The sequence below is a fragment of the Psychrobacter sp. CX18 genome, from assembly GCF_057396215.1.
In genome coordinates this window covers 353,758-373,267 of the sequence record NZ_JBXYJH010000003.1, presented here as the reverse complement: position 1 = coordinate 373,267, position 19,510 = coordinate 353,758, and the positions used below count along the sequence as shown (strand labels likewise).

Genomic DNA, 19,510 nt, shown 5'->3' with positions numbered 1-19,510 from the left:
CACTATTTATTTAATCACTATTTATTTTTAATACCAATGATGAAAATAATACCAAATCTAGACATTAACTTTTGAAAGGTTAGCTCCCGTCCTTTTCCCAAGGAAGGGTTGGGGATGGATTTTTAACTCAAAAAAACAATGGCCTACAAAAATTCTTATTCCGAGTTGAGGTTAACATCAGCTTGTTTTTATTGAAATTTTAATTTTCAAAAATAGTATAGTAGGATTATTCGTCGGCTATTGTAACGCTTACTAACGCCGAGAGCCATTAAATGGTTTGAATCAATAGTATTGATAAAAGTGCGACGGCGTGTCTGCCTTTACAACCTCTAATCTGAGCTTAAACTCAGATGAATATTAGCAAACTTATTACTTATGTGACTTCTGTGATTGTTGTGACTTTAGCCACTGCATAAACTGTAAGCTGTGTTGTTCGCGTTGATTATCCGCATAGTGATAAAATTGAGTACCGACTAAGCTGTTGGGCAAATACTGCTGAGGATGATAATGATTGGGATAATCATGAGGATACACATAGCCGTCGCCATAGCCTTGTGACTGCATCAGCTTGGTAACGCCATTGCGTAGATGCAATGGCACAGGCGATTGATCTTGCTGTGCTAATTGCATGGCTTTATTTATCGCCATATAGGTGCTATTACTTTTGGCAGATGTCGCCAAATACACCACCACTTGACCTAAGATGATACGTGCTTCTGGCATCCCAATCATTTTCACGGAGCGCAGGGCAGCATCCGCCAGAAGTAGCGCATTGGGGTTGGCATTACCGATATCTTCACTGGCTAATATCACCAAACGACGCGCAATAAACTCCGGTGGCTCACCTGCTACCAGCATACGCGCCATCCAATATAAGGCAGCATCAGGGTCTGAGCCACGTACGGACTTAATCATCGCTGAGATGATGTCATAATGCTGATCGCCATCTTTGTCATAGCGCTGCAACGCCGTTTGCGCCACACGCGACAATAACTCGTCATCGATTAAGATAGGCGATTGGTTATGATCCGCCGCTTGTACTGCCATCTCAAGTAAATTCAGCGACTTTCGTGCATCACCGTGTGCCAGCTTTGCAATTTGCGAAGCAGCAGTGAGCTGAATGTCTATCTGTGATAATAGGGTGTCAGTTGCTAGCGCACGCTTCAATAACTGCTCAATTTGTTCAGTATCCAGCGGTTCAAGCCGATAGATCTGACAGCGAGACAGCAGAGCATTGTTGACACTGAAGGACGGATTTTCAGTGGTGGCGCCAATCAAGGTAATATCGCCAGACTCAACAGCACCCAGCAGCGCATCTTGTTGCGCTTTATTAAAACGGTGTATCTCATCGATAAAGACCACAGGCGGTGCAAAGTCTAGCCCTGCCTGCCCTGATTTCTGACCAGCATCCAGTACTTCACGCAGCTGTTTGACGCCCGTATTGATGGCTGACAGTGGATAAAAGGGTCGACCCACCGCATCCGCCAGTAGCATCGCAATCGTGGTCTTACCAATACCCGCCTCACCGTGTAAGATAAGCGAGGGTAAATGGCTATTCTCAACAAAGCGGCTAATAGGCGCTCCGGGCGCTAGTAAATGCGCCTGCCCAATCACTTCTTTGAGCGTCTTCGGCCGCAAGCGTTGGGCCAACGGAATATCAGAATGAGGAAGGCTCTGTGCTGACGTATTAATCGCGTTAGGAGAAGCAGTGTTAGGACGTTGAGACATGGGTTAGGTCGATGGCCTTTTAAGGAATGGTGTTATATAAATAAGTTCTAGGTAAATAGCATTGTTTAAGATTTAGGACTGACGCGACTAGCAGTATTTAAATTTTATAGGCAACTGGAGATTATTTATTAAACGTCTGGCTTTACCTTTCAGACCGTGTCAATAAATGATCCCCAGTTGCTACAAATGCTAATTCTACATAAATCCTTGTTTAGAGCAGTAGATGTATATCACTAGTCACATTAATAATAACAATATCTAGATTACAACTTAAACGCTATACAATTGCAAGTTAACGGATATTAATCCATTATGATATTTGTAATAAAAGGGGTTCTATATTTAAAATCGTAGGATACATAACAAACCTTATAAATCAGGATTTTGGTCATTCACAGCGACTGGGTATTGTTTATTGCGCTTCTGGAACCACTGTACAGCAAGCATGAATACAAGCATAGATAAATAATGACCAGTCCCTACCAATCTAAATGAGGCGTAAGTTCTAAGTTTAACGTATAAATTTAAAGCGTAAGTTTAAAGCACCAGTGTATAGGTTCAATATATAGAGAATAACATGCGATCTAATACGATTCACCGCTTAAGGTCTATCTTTAATAAAGTTAAATTAGCACCCGCTAAAAGTCGCTCCTTAACTAAGGCAGAAATAGATATGGCGCATTCCGTCTTTGGCGCAGATTTTGACTTAACCGGCGTACGCCTTAAGACCGCTTGGTGGGTATTAAAAAACTATGCCGTCAGTCCCAATGGTAATATCTACTTTAACCCGCAAGACTGGATAGAAGACTTTAGCACCCAATCATTAGGCAAAAAGAGCTGGCTAATTCACGAATTAACGCACGTGTGGCAGATACAGCAGGGTTTAAAAGTAGTACGCGGAGCAGTGCTTAACCGACGTTACGACTATGTATTAGAAGAAGGCAAGTCCTTTTTTAAATATGGTATTGAACAACAAGCGCGCATGGTACAAGACTACTTCGTGCGTCGTGAGCTGGGTAAAGACTGCCAAGCGTGGCAAGCTTGCATTCCTTTTCTTCATTCTGCAGATCTTAATGAATAGCCTATTTCAACAATTCAGAGTAGGGTACACGTTGAGAGTAGAGTACACATTGAGACTAGGATATACATTAAAAACATGGAGAAACCGCAGTGACCGATTTTAAGACAGCCGCTCTAAGCCAACAGCATCCGCCAACACATCTAAGCGTCAGCCGTTTTAAGCGATCGTTTATGTTAGTAGCTCTAGCTAGTGTGCTAAGTGCTACAGGATGTCAGCCGCAACCAGATAGTGCAGATGTCGATAAAACCACCTCAGAACAGGCGCCCAATGAGGGAGAGACAGTACCCGAATCAAGCCCAATGAGTGCGGCGGCGGCTGATCATGTCGCAAGCTTTGAAGCAGAGTTTGTCAATAAAATGTTAGATCTACAACAAAGCGAGCTGGCAGAGTATGAAGCCTTACAAGCAGCCGATGAGCCAGAGCCAACTTCCAGCCCCAGCCCCGAACCTAAAAACTCAGACTCTAAAAGTTCTGAGCCAGCAAACTCTAAAAGCAAACCAACAACAACATCTAATAAGAGTGCGCCAGCCTCTAACACAGCCGATACAGAGACAAAAACTCAAATTCAGACTCAAAGTCAGACCCAATCACAACAACAGACCGATCAAACGCCGGCTAATAGCTCTAAAGTGGTCAACAATACTGCAGCAGTGGCAGCCTCATCGGCACCAGAATCAACTGAGGTGGTCACCTTTCGCAATTGGCCACTAGCCAATGTGCCGATCGTAGAGCCAGAAGAACTGACTGCCGTTGAGATTAGCCGCCGCTATCAGGTGGCGATGCAGGCTTTATATTTACCTGATGAGGTGCCTTTACCTGCTCAAGCGGTCAATACGCTCCTCAATGTGGCCACCTTAATCCCAGATGTGTTTAACAATATGGAGCTGGCTGAGCATTTGGTGAGCAAAACACCCGCGCTGGCAAGACTGCTAAAGCAATATCAGCTTTGGGAGCAAATCGAAGCCCAGCAAAGTGCCGAGCTTGAGAGCCTGCAACAAGCGCAGCGGGCGGCCCAGCAGCAGCAAGCTGCTAAGTTTGATGAATTGATTAGCGAGTTTGATGCCAAGATTAAAGGCTACGACGAGCAGATAAAAAAATATGAAGAGAAATTAAAACAGTTTGAATAAGTCACAAAAAAGACCCCTGATAGCGAAATCAAGGGTCTTTTTCATAGGTTTTATTTAGTAATACACTTTTAACCTAAAACATTTAGCGCCTAATAGATTGACACGTCAGTGCTATAGCGTAAATTGTTTATTTACGGTCTTCAAGCTTAACAAAGTCACGCTTCGTTTCACCAGTGTATAGCTGACGTGGACGACCAATCTTGAACGGTGCACTGTGCATTTCAAGTAAGTGGCTGATCCAGCCTGAAGTACGAGCTAACGCAAAGATCACAGTAAACATAGACGTTGGGATACCGATTGCTTTTAAGATAATACCAGAGTAGAAGTCAACGTTTGGATACAGATTACGTTTAACAAAGTACTCATCTTCAAGAGCAATTTTCTCAAGCTTCATAGCAAGCTCAAGCTTAGGATCATTGATACCTAGTGCGCCCAATACTTCATCACAAGTCTCTTTCATGACTTTAGCACGTGGATCGAAGTTTTTGTAGACGCGGTGACCGAAGCCCATCAATTTCACTTCTTTACGTTTTACTTTTTCCATGAACTCATCAACGTTTTCTACGCTGCCGATTTCATCAAGCATTTTCAATACCGCTTCGTTAGCACCACCATGTGAAGGGCCCCATAAAGCAACGATACCAGCAGCGATACAGGCGTAAGGATTGGCGCCAGTTGACGCTGTTAAACGAACAGTTGAGGTCGATGCATTTTGCTCATGGTCAGCATGAAGTGTGAAGATCTTGTCCATGGCCTTGGCAATTACGGGATTGACTTTGTAGTCGACATCCGCAGGCGTTGCAAACATCATATATAAGAAGTTTTCCGCATAACTAAAGTCGTTACGAGGGTACATGAATGGTTCGCCCTTGGTGTACTTGTAGCTCATGGCAGCAAGTGTTGGCATTTTTGCGATTAAGCGAATAGCAGTGATATCACGTTGTCTTTCGTCCGTCACATCAAGGTTATCATGATAGAAGGCAGAAAGCGCGCCAACCACACCGACCATCACGGCCATCGGGTGGGCATCACGGCGGAAGCCTTCAAAAAACTTACGTAATTGCTCATGCACACCGGTATGCGAACGGACTTTTTCATAAAAGTCTGCTTTTTGCTCAGCGTTTGGTAACTCACCGTGCAAGAGAGCGTAGCACACTTCAAGATATTCAGCGTTATCAGCAAGTTGGTCAATAGGATAACCACGATGCAGTAGTTCACCTTTTTCGCCGTTAATGTAGGTAATTTTTGACTCAACAGGGGCAGTCACTTTAAAACCTGGATCATACGTCCAATAGCCTGCTTCCTGGAAGGCCGCTACATCGATGACAGAATGCCCCAGTGTACCCTTAATAATGGGTAGTGCGTATTCTTCACCATCTACCTTTAAATATGCAGTATCGTTAGCCATAAAATCCTCTTAATTGTTAGAATAAATAGTCTGCTGTTCGGAATTGATAACTAAAAAGATATCAGAAACGGGTTAGGATTTGTTCCAAAGAAGGGTCCTCACGTTTCCTTTAAAATCTAGCACTAGGCTAAATTAACATAATAATAGCTATCGGGGATGAGATGTTAAATCAATTTCAAATCTTTAAAAGACTAATGGAGTTATAAAATAGAGTCTTATCAATACATTTTAACCGGACGTTTTACATGAACCTTTTGGTTTAAAAAGTTTGAGCTTGAAACAATTTGACTTTCATACCATAGCAATACCATAACGTAGCCACACTCACTCATATACGTGTGGATAAATGTAGCCTGAGTAGCAATAGGTTATCAGTATTCGGTTATCAGCAAAGCCATAAAACGGGCTATATATTACCAGTTAATAACCACTTAATGAATAAAAATGATAAAACATTTATAACGAAATTTTAGTGCAAGCCTCATTTATAACGTAATCAGTCCGTGTTAGTCAATGGAAGTTCACTAGTAAATACGTATAGGATAAGTTAGCGACTATCACTCATTTAGCCAAACAATACACAGACCGTACTATATATTCCTCTAAACTATAGATTCCTCTTAACCATAGACTCCTTTTAAGAGTCTTTACTTAAGAAGCTTTATAACATAAGACTTATTACTACTTACAAGTTACTACTTACAAGCCTCAGTATCATTACTATTGGATTATTTAATCAAAATCAATCAGTTAAACCAACAAAAAACAATAGTCTCATGAGTAATAAACTAACTGATAACTTTTGTCACTTAGGGTTTATTCAGTATTTTATTTGTAATTACTAGCAACAAACTCTATAATTACTCCATTATAGATGCTGGTCGTCCATTTAGTTAACGCTTTTGTTGTTATTGGTTTATCTAGATTTATAATTAGTGTCACTGTTTATTTGATATTAATTATAAATTTCTCAGTAAATATGCCTGTGATAACCCCTGTTAAGTCAATGGTGACTGCCAACACCTTTCAATTATAATCGTCTTTCTTGTCGAGAACGCTGTCTGTTATTTAACAACAGATGTTTTACGGTAGTTAATATGATTATAGAGGGTTTTTATAATGGATAACTTTTGAGTTCTATTATTATATACCTAACGAAGGTGTCAGCCTTGGCATCGTATCCAAATGCCCTAAATCTATTTGAATATCACTTAATAACACGCTTAGCTACTATATATTACGCTTAGCTAATACAAAATTTGTCTATTCAAATAAATTTAGAGTACTGTAAGCTTTACAGTTCGGCTAAAGACGACTTTAGCCAGTTAGCTACTCCTTAACTTATCCGTCTCGTATATGTTTTGAGCGTCAAAACCTAAGAATTGCGATAACAAATTAAGACTGACAATGACTATTATTATAGCCTTTATTAACTCAGTGCTATGACAATGAAGTGAGTTGTTGGTCGTTGATTCAGTTGGGCGCTTAGATAGGGCATTGTGTGCTCAAACGTATCCCGAGTGTCAACCGTAAAAGGACGCCCGCTGTGAAAAGCAATCGACCGATTAATCTACCCCTTAGCCAAGTGATAAGCGTTAACAGCTCACCGACGGCTAGAGCTTCGATTTTGCATCGTATCTCAGGCATTATTCTTTTCTTATTAATCCCGGTGATGTTGTGGCTATTGCAAACGTCTTTACAGTCACCCCATCATTTCTTAGCCGTATTTGACAATATTGTTGTGCGCTTTATTGCCTGGGTATTCGTGGCAGCAACAGCCTATCATTTCGTCATGGGTATTAAGCATTTATTGGCTGATATGGGCTTAAATGAAGAACTGCAATCAGGGAAAAAAGCGTCAATTATTAGCTTTGTTATTGCCGCTATATTGATAGTGCTATCATTTATATGGGTGATGTTCTAATGAAAAATGATTCTGGAATTAAAGGTGCAACTGGCCTAACCGGTTCAGGCACACGCGATTGGGTAATGCAACGTATTAGTGCTGTGGTATTGGCAGTATATGCTGTCGTCATGGTGGGTTTTTTCTTACTCAATGGCGACGTGACTTATGAGCACTGGGTCGGCTTTATTACAAGTTTGCCAATGCGTCTCTTTAGTTTGGTGGCTATTTTGGCACTAGCAGCACATGCTTGGGTAGGAATGTGGACCGTATTTACTGACTATGTAAAAAGTACTGGACTGCGCCTTGTACTACAAGCTGCGATGATTATTGCAATTTTGGTATATGTATTTTGGGGCATCATGATTTTCTGGAGCCCAGGAGCAATGATTTTTAATTAAGGGTTAATCCAGTCACTGTTTTTTAATTCAGTCTCTTTTATAGTCATTGATGTGATAGCGATTGTTAGTTGTTAGTAAAGTAGTTAATGCTAATGCATCTGAAGTTAAAACATATGATTTAAATGTGACTGATTTTAATAGTCAGGGCAGGGTCAGCTTATCGTATATAAGTGACTTTTACACTTTGTCCCGATATTAAAGATTTAGCCCTTACTAATAAAGTGAAGATAACTGCAATTGCGACTTTAGATTTAAGTGAGCCTATCTGGTAATGTGCTGCTATAACAACCCTCAAGGTTATAGCGACCATCGCCAGCTTATATGACGACTAACGTATTCATTAGGAAAACGTAATGGCAACTAGACAAGACAATACAATTAGTAATATCAAAACCCTAAATTACGACTCTGTTATCGTTGGCGGTGGCGGCTCAGGTATGCGTGCGGCTCTGCAATTGGCAGAAAGTGGCATGAAAGTGGCTGTTATTACCAAAGTATTCCCAACCCGTTCACATACGGTTGCCGCTCAGGGCGGTATTGGCGCAAGCTTGGGTAACATGAGTGACGATAACTGGCATTTCCATTTCTATGACACCGTAAAAGGGTCTGACTGGTTAGGCGATCAAGACGCTATTGAATATATGTGCCGTGAAGCACCAAAAGTAGTGTATGAGCTTGAGCACATGGGTATGCCTTTTGATAGAAACCCAGATGGTACTATTTACCAGCGTCCATTCGGCGGTCACACCTCAAACTATGGTGAAAAGGCGGTTCAACGTGCTTGCGCTGCCGCTGACCGTACGGGTCACGCCTTATTGCATACGCTATATCAAAAGAACCTTGAAAAAGGCACTGAGTTTTTCATCGAGTGGATTGCCCTTGATTTAATCAAAGATGAAGATGGCAATATTAACGGTGTGGTTGCCATTGAGCAAGAAACGGGTACTGTGGCTGTCTTCCAAGCTAACCATACTGTTCTAGCCACGGGTGGTGCTGGTCGTATCTTCTCAGCTTCTACCAATGCCTATATTAATACAGGTGATGGTCTTGGTATGGCAGTACGTGCGGGTATTCCATTGCAAGATATGGAATTTTGGCAGTTCCACCCAACGGGCGTATTTGGAGCGGGTGTGCTACTAACCGAAGGCTGCCGCGGTGAAGGGGCTATCTTACGTAATAAAGACGGTGAAGCCTTTATGGAGCGTTACGCCCCGACCGTGAAAGACTTAGCACCGCGTGACTTAGTATCACGCTCAATGGACCAAGAAATCAAAGAAGGTCGTGGCTGTGGTCCAAATGCCGATCATATCGTTATGGATATGACTCACTTAGGTGTTGATACCATTATGAAGCGTTTGCCGTCCGTATTTGAGATTGGCAAAAACTTTGCGAACGTCGATATCACTAAAGAGCCTATTCCTGTTATTCCAACCATTCACTATATGATGGGCGGTATTCCGACCACGATTCATGGTCAAGTTATCGTTCCAGATTTGGAAGGCCCAGTGGATGAGCATGGATTATATACCGAAGGTAAAGTGGTCAAAGGCTTATATGCCATTGGCGAATGTGCGTGTGTCAGTGTTCACGGTGCAAACCGCTTAGGTACCAACTCGTTGCTTGACTTGGTAGTATTTGGACGCGCTGCCGGCAAACATATTACCGATGACTATAATCATGCCGATCATAACTATAAGCCGATTAATCCACGCGTGCTAGACTATACCGTTGGTCGTTTAAATAAACTACAGCAATCAACGTCAGGCTATAATGCGCAGGATGTAGCCGATGAAATTCGTGCGTTGATGCAAAAACACGCCAGTGTCTTCCGTACGCAAGCGTTAATGGATGAAGGTGTGGAAAAACTATTGGCACTGAAAGAAAAAGTAGACAATATTCATCTCGCAGATAAATCGCAAGTGTTTAATACCGCTCGTATCGAAGCGTTAGAAGTGGCTAATCTTTACGAAGTGGCAAAAGCAACAATGATATCAGCGGCGCACCGTCATGAATGCCGTGGAGCTCATACCGTCCTAGATTATGATCGTCCTGAGGATGATCCAGTCGCACCAAACGGTCGTAACGATGATGAATGGATGAAGCACACACTTTGGTACTCTGAAGGCAATAAGATCATCTATAAGCCTGTTCGTAAAGTGCCGCTTACCGTCGACTACGTAGAGCCTAAAGTACGTGTCTACTAAGTTTTGGTAACCATGCTTAGCTTAGTACGAAAGGCTGAGCACAGCATGTTAGGCATTAGGTTATCAGTTATAGATAAACACTATTCGTTACACCTGTTTTCTTTGAATTTAACTTTTAAATTAGTAAAGCGGTTGGCAAAAAGCAATCATTCAGAAGGTTTTCACCGAGCCGCTTTACACCGTGTGGAGTTAGCATTATGAGCCGAGGTACTCGCACCATAGAGATATACCGCTACGATCCTGATAAGGACGCAGCCCCGTACATGCAAACATATACGGTTGAGCTTTTAGACTCAGATCGTATGTTACTTGATGTGTTACTACGTTTGAAAAAACAAGATGAAGGGATTACATTCCGTCGGTCATGCCGTGAAGGTATTTGTGGCTCTGACGGTATGAATATTAACGGTAAAAATGGGTTAGCATGTTTGATTAACATGAATACGCTACCTGAGAAGATTACCATTCGTCCGCTACCAGGTTTACCAGTAGTGCGTGACCTAGTGGTCGATATGAACCAGTTTTATGAGCAGTATGAAAAAGTTCATCCGTTCTTAATTAATGATCAGCCTGCACCACCAACTGAGCGTCTACAATCTCCAGAAGAGCGTGAGAAATTAAACGGTCTGTATGAGTGTATCTTATGTGCGTGTTGTTCAACCAGTTGCCCCTCATTCTGGTGGAACCCTGATAAGTTCTTAGGACCATCTGCGCTATTGCATGCTTATCGTTTCGTTGCCGATAGTCGTGATAGTGATACTCGTGCTCGCTTAGCACGTTTAGATGATCCGTTCAGCTTATTCCGTTGCCGCGGTATTATGAACTGCGTGTCAGTATGTCCTAAAGGATTGAATCCCACTCGCGCCATCGGTCATCTACGTAACTTGCTATTAGAGCAAGCTGGCTAATGCTTTATGACACTCTTTATTAAACGGTCTATTAAACCAGCTGTTTGATAGGCTATAATAATATGATAATTCGAGAGTTTTACTGATAGTTTTTGCCCGCTTATTGTATAGTCGAAGCCAGCTAAAAAAGGTACAAGGCAACCCAGTGTAAGTACTACTGTTGTAGTAGGCTAAGCGAGGTTAACACTGTAACTTTTTAGTCTGGCTATGACTATAGGAAATAGTAAAACGATTTAAAGGGTATGGCGTGGCAGTGATGTCGTTGTGTTGCTTTACGTGAATACCACAGACCTCTATTTGTTGATAGGGGTCTTTTTTTGTTAAAATTACGCACAATGATAGGTTGAATATTTACTTTTTAAATAGTAGATATTGAGCAAATTAACCTTTAATTAATGGGTTCCATGTTACTCTTTAATTCAGTGTGCAACTGTTATCTGACCGAGTTGATTTTCTGCACTATTAACTGAATCATTTATTGTTTCATTTAATAAGTAATTGTCTATAAGTAATTATCTGAATCAACATGTGAATCAATATCTGAATAATTGTCAGAGCGGTTAGTGACATATCTGATAAACTGTATGTCTTATAAACGGAATACAACATTATTGTTTTAAATATTGTGATTTTAAGTCTGTCTTTTTAATTTTTATAACCTGAACCTAATTAATGGTCATGTAACCAATAATAACTATAATATAAAACGTTATCGCTTATGATAATTAAATTGATAACTTGATATTAACGTATATTAATAAACCTATATTAATAAACGTTTATTAATGAATGAGTAAGCGAAAATAGAGTTTTGTTTAAGTTGGAATAGAGTTTAATAGGGTATTAAAGGTAATAACTAAACAAAGACCTAAAAAAGAGCTCACTAATTTAAACATATAATATGATTAAAATAAGACTGGATAAAAAGATAAGATAAAAAGTCTAGATAAAAATATAAATATCGTAAAGTTTAGGTGAAAAGAACAGATTAAAAAGAAGGTTAAGCGTTAGGCTCTCAAATTAAAATCAAATATTATATAGACTGGTATGTTTAATGCATCTTTCTTTCATATAGGCCTTAATTAAACCTCTAAATTCTCTATTCTTAACTCTCTATTCTTAATACTCTATTTGATAAAGTATAAAGTTTCCAATAACCTAATTTTTATAACAGAATGCCTAGTAACTGATTGATAATATAACGAGTTGATAAATAACTAAGTAAATAAGTAACTAAGTAAATAAGTAACAACCGACAATTCGCAACATATAGCCATAGCATAAACGTATGTACTTTTTTTAAATAACCCTAATGTAAATAAGAATAGACTATGAATACAATGACTAATGAAGCCTTAAAAGCTGATGCAACGGAGCTTGCAGGGGATAATGCAAGCTACATTGAGTCTCTCTATGAGCAGTACTTACAAGATCCTGATAGTGTAGATAGCGAATGGCAAACCTATTTCAAAGATTTTGAAACGGGCAACGACGCATTACACCATGCTATTCAAGACCAATTTCTATTACTTGCCCGCAATCAAACTGCCAACAAAGGTGTGATTGCTGCCTCAAGCTCAGCTCAGTCTAACAATACGGGTGATACCACCTGTGTTGATCCTCGTCAAATGAGTGTACAGAAGTTAATCTCTGCATACCGTCGTCGTGGTCATCGTCGTGCTAATCTTGACCCCTTAAGTCTTAAGCCACGAGCAGAGGTTGAAGATTTGTCGTTAGAATTCAACGGGCTGTCAGAAGCAGATTTAGACACAGTATTTCCAACCAGTGATTTTAACATTGGTAAGTCAGAAGCGACGCTTCGTGAAATTATTGAGATCCTAAACCGCGTCTATTGTAGTCACATAGGCATTGAGTACATGCATGTTACGACCAGTACTGAAAAGCGCTGGTTTGAAAAGTATATGGAAACCAACCTGGGCTATATCAAATTTGATAATGAAAAGAAAAAATCGATACTTGAGCGATTGACTGCCGCTGAAGGCTTGGAGAAATATTTAGCCCGTAAATACACCGGTGTGAAGCGCTTTGGTCTAGAAGGCGGTGAAAGCTTTATCCCTGCGGTTCACGAAATTATTCAAAGTGCTGGTGGCTATGGTACCAAAGAGATTGTGATTGGTATGGCTCACCGTGGACGTCTGAATCTATTGGTTAATATATTGGGTAAAAACCCAGCAGATCTGTTTGATGAGTTTGATGGTAAAGTTATTCCACAAAAAGGGTCAGGCGACGTTAAATATCACAATGGTTATTCCTCAAATGTGATGACACCAGGTGGTGAAACGCATTTAGCCTTAGCGTTCAACCCGTCGCATCTTGAAATTGTATCGCCTGTATTAGAAGGCTCAGTACGTGCCCGTCAAGTTCGTCGTAACGATACCGATGGTAACTTAGTGCTACCGTTAGTTGTGCATGGTGATGCCGCCTTTGCCGCACAGGGCGTAGTACAAGAAACTTTCCAAATGTCACAAACGCGTGCTTATACTACTGGGGGTACGGTTCATATTGTCATCAATAACCAAGTAGGCTTTACCACCAGTCGCCAAGAAGATGCGCGCTCGACTGAATACTGTACTGATATTGCTAAAATGGTGCATGCGCCAATCTTACATGTCAATGGTGATGATCCTGAAGCCGTGGTATTTGCCGCTAAGATGGCGCTTGATTATCGCCATGAGTTTCATAAAGATATCGTTATTGACTTATTCTGCTATCGCCGTAATGGTCATAACGAAGCAGACGAACCTTCAGCTACTCAGCCATTGATGTATTCGGTTATCAAAAAGCTACCAACTACACGCACCCAGTATGTGAAGCAACTGGTAGAAGAGGGTGTGATTAAAGAGGGTGAAGACAAGCAACTTGAAGATGAATACCGCGAGTCGCTTGATAAAGGTGAATATGTTGCTAATTCATTGGTTAAAGATCCTAATGAAGAGTTATTTGTAGATTGGAAGCCCTATTTAGGTCACGATTTAGAAGATGACTGGGACACCAGTGTCGATATCGAAAAATTAAAAGCATATGGACGCCGTATGGCTGAGATGCCAGAAGGCTTTAAGTTACAGCGTCAGGTGCAAAAAGTTGTCGAGCAGCGTTTGGCGATGCAGACCGGTGAAGAGCCACTAAACTGGGGTGCAGCCGAGACCTTAGCTTATGCGTCATTGGTTGATGAAGACTTTTTAGTGCGTATTACTGGTGAAGATGTAGGCCGTGGTACGTTTTCGCACCGTCATGCTGAAATCTTTAACACTGCAAATGGTGAAATGTACGTGCCACTCGCACATCTTAATGACACCCAAGCTCGTTTTGCCACCTATAACTCATTATTGTCTGAAGAAGCAGTATTAGCATTTGAGTATGGGTATGCAACCACGGTGCCTCAAGCATTGATCATTTGGGAAGCGCAATTTGGCGACTTTGTCAACGGTGCACAAGTGGTGATTGATCAGTTTATTTCAAGCGGTGAAACCAAATGGCAACGTGTTTGCGGTTTAACCATGTTATTGCCACATGGCTTTGAAGGTCAAGGTCCAGAGCATTCTTCTGCACGTCTTGAGCGCTTCTTACAATTATGTGCTGAAGACAATATACAGGTGATTACGCCAACGACGCCAGCACAGATATTCCACGCGTTACGTCGTCAAGCGGTTCGTCCTATCCGTAAGCCATTAGTAGTAATGTCACCGAAGAGCTTATTGCGTCATAAGCTGGCTGTTTCCAATTTAGAAGAGCTTGCAGACGGTAAGTTCGAGACTGTATTGCCAGAGTTTGATCAATTAGATAATGACAAAGTAACTCGTCTGGTCATGTGTGGTGGTAAAGTCTACTATGACTTACTACAACAGCGCCGCGAGCTTGGACTAGACCATGTGGCCATTATCAGGGTAGAACAGCTATATCCATTACCAGAGAAGAGAATGGTAGAAGAGGTTCAAAAGTATGCCAATCTAGAACAGATCGTGTGGTGTCAAGAAGAGCCATTAAACCAAGGGGCTTGGTACTACTTAGCACCACATATGTTCCGTATTTTTGGACCACAAGATAATGATCAGCCGCGTGTCACAAAAGCTAAGGTAGCAGATCCCGTCGCGCGTCCTGCCTCTGCAGCTCCCGCCACAGGATTGCCTTCAATCCATGCGCGTCAACAACAAGAGTTGGTAGCTGGTGGGCTTGGCGTCAATGTTGATGATTTAAAATAAATTAAAAAAGGTCTAAACGGTTTTTAGTTTAGACCTTTGATATTATCCAACATAATCAAAATACGTATTACTCATCTATTAAAAACATTATATTTATAACAGGAGCAGTTCCCATGGCAGATATCAAAGCGCCCGTATTCCCAGAGTCAGTTGCTGACGGTACTATCGTAGAGTGGCATGTTAGTGAAGGTGATCAAGTCAATCGAGATGATATTTTAGCTGAAATTGAAACAGATAAAGTAGTCCTTGAAGTGGTTGCTCCTGACGATGGTGTGGTGACTAAGATTGTTAAGCAAGTTGATGATACTGTGTTATCGGATGAGCTAATTGGCGAGTTTGAAGCAGGCGCAACCGGCTCTACGTCAAGCGATGACAGCTCAGATGATAATGAAGAGTCTAGCGATGCTGTTGAAGAAAAAGAAGCATCAGACGGTGGCGAGCCTAAGCAAGCATCTAAAGATTCTGCAGATGATCATAAAGATCAAAGCCCAGCCGTGCGTAAAGCTGCGAAAGAATCTGGTGTTGATCCTAAGCAAGTCGAAGGCAGTGGTCGTGGTGGTCGTGTCACCAAACAAGATATGGCAAATCCAACCCTTAAAACGGACAACTCAATTAAGTCTGACAGTGGCCGCCCAGTAGCCGAGTCTGTCGGTGAGCGTACTGAGAAACGTGTTGCGATGACTCGCCTACGTAAAACAGTGGCTAACCGCTTGTTATCAGCGACTCAAGAAACTGCTATGTTGACCACGTTCAATGAAGTGAACATGAAGCCATTAATGGATCTACGTGCTAAATACAAAGACGAGTTTGAAAAACGTCATGGCACTCGTCTAGGCTTTATGTCTATGTTCGTTAAAGCCGCGACAGAAGCGCTTAAACGTTTCCCAGCGGTGAATGCTTCTATCGATGGTGATGATATCGTTTATCATGGCTACTATGATGTGGGTGTGGCGGTATCTTCTGACCGTGGTCTTGTGGTCCCAGTCCTACGTGACACTGATCGTATGAGCATGGCCGATATCGAAGGCGGTATCCGTGAGTTTGCGGGTAAAGCACGCGACGGTAAGCTGTCTTTACAAGAGATGACGGGTGGTACATTTACCATTACTAATGGCGGTGTATTTGGCTCATTAATGTCAACACCTATCTTGAATCCACCTCAAACGGCTATTTTAGGTATGCACGCTATTAATGATCGTCCGATGGCAGTTAATGGTCAGGTCGAAATCTTACCAATGATGTATTTGGCGCTGTCTTATGATCACCGTATGATTGATGGTAAAGACGCGGTTCAGTTCTTAGTCACTATTAAAGAGCTTGTCGAAGATCCAGCAAAACTATTATTAGACCTATAAAGCACACAGGCTTGTATCGGAGTCAATCTGGTACAAGCTTTTTCGTTATGATGTGATTAAATGATCAGTTAATAAATGAAATGATCAGTTTTTAGTAAACAGTAATGATGAATCACTGTCCAATTACTATCTTAGTGCGACAGTCATATCAGACTTGATGTTTAAAAAGACAACCCTATAAATAAAAACGTTAAGAATTATTTAATGAAAATACGGGATAAACTATGAAAGACAATTATGATTTAATCGTTATCGGTGGCGGACCAGGTGGCTATGAAGCGGCTATCCGTGCAGGTCAGTTAGGTATGAGTGTGGCGTGTATTGAAAAGCGTGTTTACAAAGGGGAGCCAGCTTTAGGCGGTACCTGTTTGAACGTCGGTTGTATCCCGTCAAAAGCCTTATTGGATTCCTCACATCGCTTTGAGGCCACCCAACATGAGCTTCAAGATCATGGTATTTCTACTGGCGATGTTAATATTGATGTGCCAAAAATGATTGAGCGCAAGGAAAGCATTGTTAAGCAGCTAACAGGCGGTGTTGCCATGTTGTTAAAAGGCAATGGCGTAGAGTGGCTGCAAGGCTGGGGTACACTATTAGACGGTAAAGGCGATGACAAAAAAGTTAAATTTACCGCCCTTGAAGACGAATCAGAAACCACCATTACCGCCAAAAATGTGATTTTGGCAGCGGGTTCTGTACCTATCGAAATTCCAGTTGCCAAAGTTGATGATGAGTACATTGTTGACTCAACAGGTGCTTTAGACTTCACGGAAGTCCCTAAGCGTTTGGGTGTTATCGGTGCCGGCGTGATCGGTCTTGAACTAGGTTCAGTATGGCGCCGCTTAGGTTCAGAAGTCGTCATCTATGAAGCCATGCCAGAGTTTTTAGCAGTAGCGGACAAAGACATTGCTAAAGAAGCGGGCAAACTGCTTAAAAAGCAAGGCTTAGACATCCGTGTCGATACCAAAGTTACCAATGCTGAAGTTAAAGACGGACAAGTCGTAGTGACTAGTGAAAAAGGCGGTGAATCTGCTGAAGAATCTTTCGATAAGCTTATCGTCTGTGTGGGACGCCGTGCCTATTCTGAAAAGCTATTGGGTGAAGACAGCGGTATCAAGCTGACCGAACGTGGTCTTGTCGAAGTCAATGATCAGTGTCAGACCAACCTTGATGGTGTCTATGCCATTGGTGATTTAGTGCGTGGTCCAATGCTTGCTCACAAAGCAATGGAAGAGGGCATGATGGCTGTTGAGCGCATTCATGGTGAAAAAGCTCAAGTCAACTATGACACCATTATCAATGTGATCTACACCCATCCTGAAATAGCGTGGGTCGGTTTGACAGAGCAACAAGCCGTTGAGCAAGGTTATGAAGTCAAAACAGGTTCATTTAACTTAGCAGCCAATGGCCGTGCGTTGGCGCAAGGCGAAGGACAAGGGTCTATTAAAGTTGTGGCAGATGCGAAGACGGATCGTCTATTAGGTATGCATGCCCTAGCGGCAGGCGCAGGTGATATCGTGCATCAAGGTATGATTGCGATGGAGTTTGTGTCTAGCGTTGAAGATTTACAATTGATGACCTTTGCGCACCCAACGATTAGTGAAGCGGTACATGAAGCGGCGTTGTCTGCTGATGGTCGTGCGATCCATGCGATTCAGCGTAAAAAACGTAAATAGATTAATGTGCGGTCGTTGACATATACCGTTCACAATGACCGTCACTTATACATTTAATAAAAGTGACACCGTATATAACGATCATTATTACTAAAAAACAGTTATGGGCTTGATGACTAACAGATTGAGTTTGATTGACAGTCACTAGATTCAATCGGTATGACATCAAAGTCTATCACTAATTATGTGGTTGGCATGACATAAGCTTAGGTAACGTTATTAAAATAACCACAGCGTTTGCCCAGATTATTGAACGTCAACTTTAATGAGTTAACGATAAAAACGAAAGGATAACTTTATGAATTTACATGAGTATCAAGCAAAACTATTATTAGAGAGCTACGGACTGCCAATCCAAAAAGGTATCATTGCTTACAGTGGCGATGAAGCAGCGCAAGCCTTTGATAAAACGCCTACCGACGTTGCCGTGATCAAAGCACAGGTTCATGCCGGTGGTCGTGGTAAAGCAGGTGGTGTTAAGCTTGCTAAAACCCGTGAAGAAGCCAAAGAGATTGCTGATTCACTTATAGGCACTAACTTAGTGACTTATCAAACAGATGCGGAAGGTCAACCGGTCAACTTCGTGTTAGTTGCTGAAGACATGTACCCTGTACAAACTGAATTATATCTTGGTGCTGTCGTCGATCGCTCAACCCGCCGTGTTACCTTCATGGCTTCAACTGAAGGCGGTGTTGAGATTGAGAAAGTTGCGGAAGAAACCCCAGAGAAAATCTTCAAAGTTACTGTTGATCCACTTGTCGGTTTAATGCCTTATCAAGCGCGTGAAGTGGCGTTTAAGTTAGGGTTAGAAGGCAAGCAAATCAACCAGTTTGTCAAACTAATGACGGGTGCTTATCAAGCGTTTGTCGACAATGATTTTGCGATGATTGAGATTAACCCATTAGCGGTTCGTGAAAATGGCGAATTGGCCTGTGTCGATGGCAAAATTGGTATCGATTCAAACGCACTATTCCGTCAGCCAAAAATTGCTGAATTGCATGACCCGTCACAAGAAAATGAGCGTGAGCTAAAAGCCGCTGAATTTGATCTAAACTATGTGGCTCTTGAAGGTAATATCGGCTGTATGGTCAATGGTGCAGGTCTTGCGATGGCAACCATGGACATCATCAAATTGTATGGCGGTAAACCTGCTAACTTCTTGGACGTTGGTGGTGGTGCAACCAAAGATCGCGTGGTAGAAGCGTTTAAGATCATCTTAGAAGACAGCAGTGTTCAAGGTGTGTTGATTAACATCTTTGGCGGTATCGTACGTTGTGACATGATCGCTGAAGCCATCATTGCTGCGGTTAAAGAAGTGAATGTGACCGTACCTGTAGTGGTTCGCTTAGAAGGTAACAATGCTGAATTAGGCGCTAAATTGTTAGATGAATCAGACGTTAAGATTATTTCTGCGCAAGGCTTATCTGACGCTGCCCAAAAAATTGTTGACGCCGTAAAAAACGCATAATGAATAAAATTACCAAATAAGTAACCCTAAT

Annotated in this window: 12 protein-coding genes; 10 read left to right on the top strand and 2 right to left on the bottom strand. The window is 41.7% G+C overall.

Translation table 11 applies throughout. The annotated features are described in order from the left end of the window. Positions 1 to 369: 369 nt before the first annotated feature. Positions 370 to 1,728, bottom strand: coding sequence for a replication-associated recombination protein A (locus tag AC2SLT_RS03660; protein ID WP_486546228.1), 1,359 nt, complete (start codon positions 1,726 to 1,728; stop codon positions 370 to 372). Between the two features lie 577 nt (positions 1,729 to 2,305). Between AC2SLT_RS03660 and AC2SLT_RS03655 the strand changes: the two genes are divergently transcribed. Both AC2SLT_RS03655 and AC2SLT_RS03650 read left to right on the top strand, forming a co-directional pair. Beyond that, positions 2,306 to 2,809 carry a type IV secretion protein Rhs gene (locus AC2SLT_RS03655; RefSeq protein WP_486546227.1) on the top strand — a complete coding sequence of 168 codons (504 nt, stop codon included), beginning with the start codon at positions 2,306 to 2,308 and terminating at the stop codon, positions 2,807 to 2,809. Between the two features lie 89 nt (positions 2,810 to 2,898). Continuing rightward, positions 2,899 to 3,936 (top strand): hypothetical protein, encoded by a 1,038-nt coding sequence (locus AC2SLT_RS03650; RefSeq protein ID WP_486546225.1) that lies wholly within the window; start codon positions 2,899 to 2,901, stop codon positions 3,934 to 3,936. Between the two features lie 127 nt (positions 3,937 to 4,063). On the opposite strand, the gene gltA is transcribed toward AC2SLT_RS03650, so the two are convergent. Continuing rightward, positions 4,064 to 5,344 carry a citrate synthase gene (gene gltA, locus AC2SLT_RS03645; RefSeq protein ID WP_486546223.1) on the bottom strand — a complete coding sequence of 427 codons (1,281 nt, stop codon included), beginning with the start codon at positions 5,342 to 5,344 and terminating at the stop codon, positions 4,064 to 4,066. Between the two features lie 1,546 nt (positions 5,345 to 6,890). Here gltA and sdhC point away from each other — a divergent pair. The 8 genes from sdhC (at position 6,891) to sucC (ending at position 19,479) form a co-directional block, all read left to right on the top strand. Further along, the gene (sdhC, locus tag AC2SLT_RS03640) at positions 6,891 to 7,268 is read left to right on the top strand and encodes a succinate dehydrogenase, cytochrome b556 subunit (RefSeq protein WP_486546221.1); all 378 of its coding nucleotides are present in this window, start codon (positions 6,891 to 6,893) and stop codon (positions 7,266 to 7,268) included. Continuing rightward, entirely contained in the window at positions 7,268 to 7,648 is a 381-nt protein-coding gene (gene sdhD, locus AC2SLT_RS03635) for a succinate dehydrogenase, hydrophobic membrane anchor protein (protein ID WP_486546219.1), read from the top strand. Before sdhC ends, sdhD begins: the two co-directional genes overlap by 1 nt. Before the next feature lie 353 nt (positions 7,649 to 8,001). Then, positions 8,002 to 9,852 (top strand): succinate dehydrogenase flavoprotein subunit, encoded by a 1,851-nt coding sequence (sdhA, locus tag AC2SLT_RS03630; protein WP_486546217.1) that lies wholly within the window; start codon positions 8,002 to 8,004, stop codon positions 9,850 to 9,852. A 197-nt stretch (positions 9,853 to 10,049) separates the two neighbouring features. Then, positions 10,050 to 10,760, top strand: coding sequence for a succinate dehydrogenase iron-sulfur subunit (locus tag AC2SLT_RS03625; protein ID WP_486546215.1), 711 nt, complete (start codon positions 10,050 to 10,052; stop codon positions 10,758 to 10,760). 1,331 nt (positions 10,761 to 12,091) lie between these two features. Further along, the gene (locus AC2SLT_RS03620; RefSeq protein ID WP_486546213.1) at positions 12,092 to 14,980 is read left to right on the top strand and encodes a 2-oxoglutarate dehydrogenase E1 component; all 2,889 of its coding nucleotides are present in this window, start codon (positions 12,092 to 12,094) and stop codon (positions 14,978 to 14,980) included. A gap of 113 nt (positions 14,981 to 15,093) precedes the next feature. Beyond that, on the top strand, positions 15,094 to 16,335 hold the full coding sequence (gene odhB / locus AC2SLT_RS03615) for a 2-oxoglutarate dehydrogenase complex dihydrolipoyllysine-residue succinyltransferase (RefSeq protein WP_486546211.1): 1,242 nt from the start codon (positions 15,094 to 15,096) through the stop codon (positions 16,333 to 16,335). 224 nt (positions 16,336 to 16,559) lie between these two features. Beyond that, the gene (gene lpdA, locus AC2SLT_RS03610) at positions 16,560 to 18,011 is read left to right on the top strand and encodes a dihydrolipoyl dehydrogenase (RefSeq protein WP_486546209.1); all 1,452 of its coding nucleotides are present in this window, start codon (positions 16,560 to 16,562) and stop codon (positions 18,009 to 18,011) included. Between the two features lie 298 nt (positions 18,012 to 18,309). Then, on the top strand, positions 18,310 to 19,479 hold the full coding sequence (sucC, locus tag AC2SLT_RS03605; RefSeq protein ID WP_486546207.1) for an ADP-forming succinate--CoA ligase subunit beta: 1,170 nt from the start codon (positions 18,310 to 18,312) through the stop codon (positions 19,477 to 19,479). The last annotated feature ends 31 nt before the right edge of the window (positions 19,480 to 19,510 follow it).

Coding starts and splice junctions, on each gene's coding strand:
- AC2SLT_RS03660 (WP_486546228.1), bottom strand. CDS start 1,728: ATGTCTCAACGTCCTAACACTGCTTCTCCTAACGCGATTAATACGTCA.
- AC2SLT_RS03655 (WP_486546227.1), top strand. CDS start 2,306: ATGCGATCTAATACGATTCACCGCTTAAGGTCTATCTTTAATAAAGTT.
- gltA (WP_486546223.1), bottom strand. CDS start 5,344: ATGGCTAACGATACTGCATATTTAAAGGTAGATGGTGAAGAATACGCA.
- sdhD (WP_486546219.1), top strand. CDS start 7,268: ATGAAAAATGATTCTGGAATTAAAGGTGCAACTGGCCTAACCGGTTCA.
- sdhA (WP_486546217.1), top strand. CDS start 8,002: ATGGCAACTAGACAAGACAATACAATTAGTAATATCAAAACCCTAAAT.
- AC2SLT_RS03625 (WP_486546215.1), top strand. CDS start 10,050: ATGAGCCGAGGTACTCGCACCATAGAGATATACCGCTACGATCCTGAT.
- AC2SLT_RS03620 (WP_486546213.1), top strand. CDS start 12,092: ATGAATACAATGACTAATGAAGCCTTAAAAGCTGATGCAACGGAGCTT.
- odhB (WP_486546211.1), top strand. CDS start 15,094: ATGGCAGATATCAAAGCGCCCGTATTCCCAGAGTCAGTTGCTGACGGT.
- lpdA (WP_486546209.1), top strand. CDS start 16,560: ATGAAAGACAATTATGATTTAATCGTTATCGGTGGCGGACCAGGTGGC.
- sucC (WP_486546207.1), top strand. CDS start 18,310: ATGAATTTACATGAGTATCAAGCAAAACTATTATTAGAGAGCTACGGA.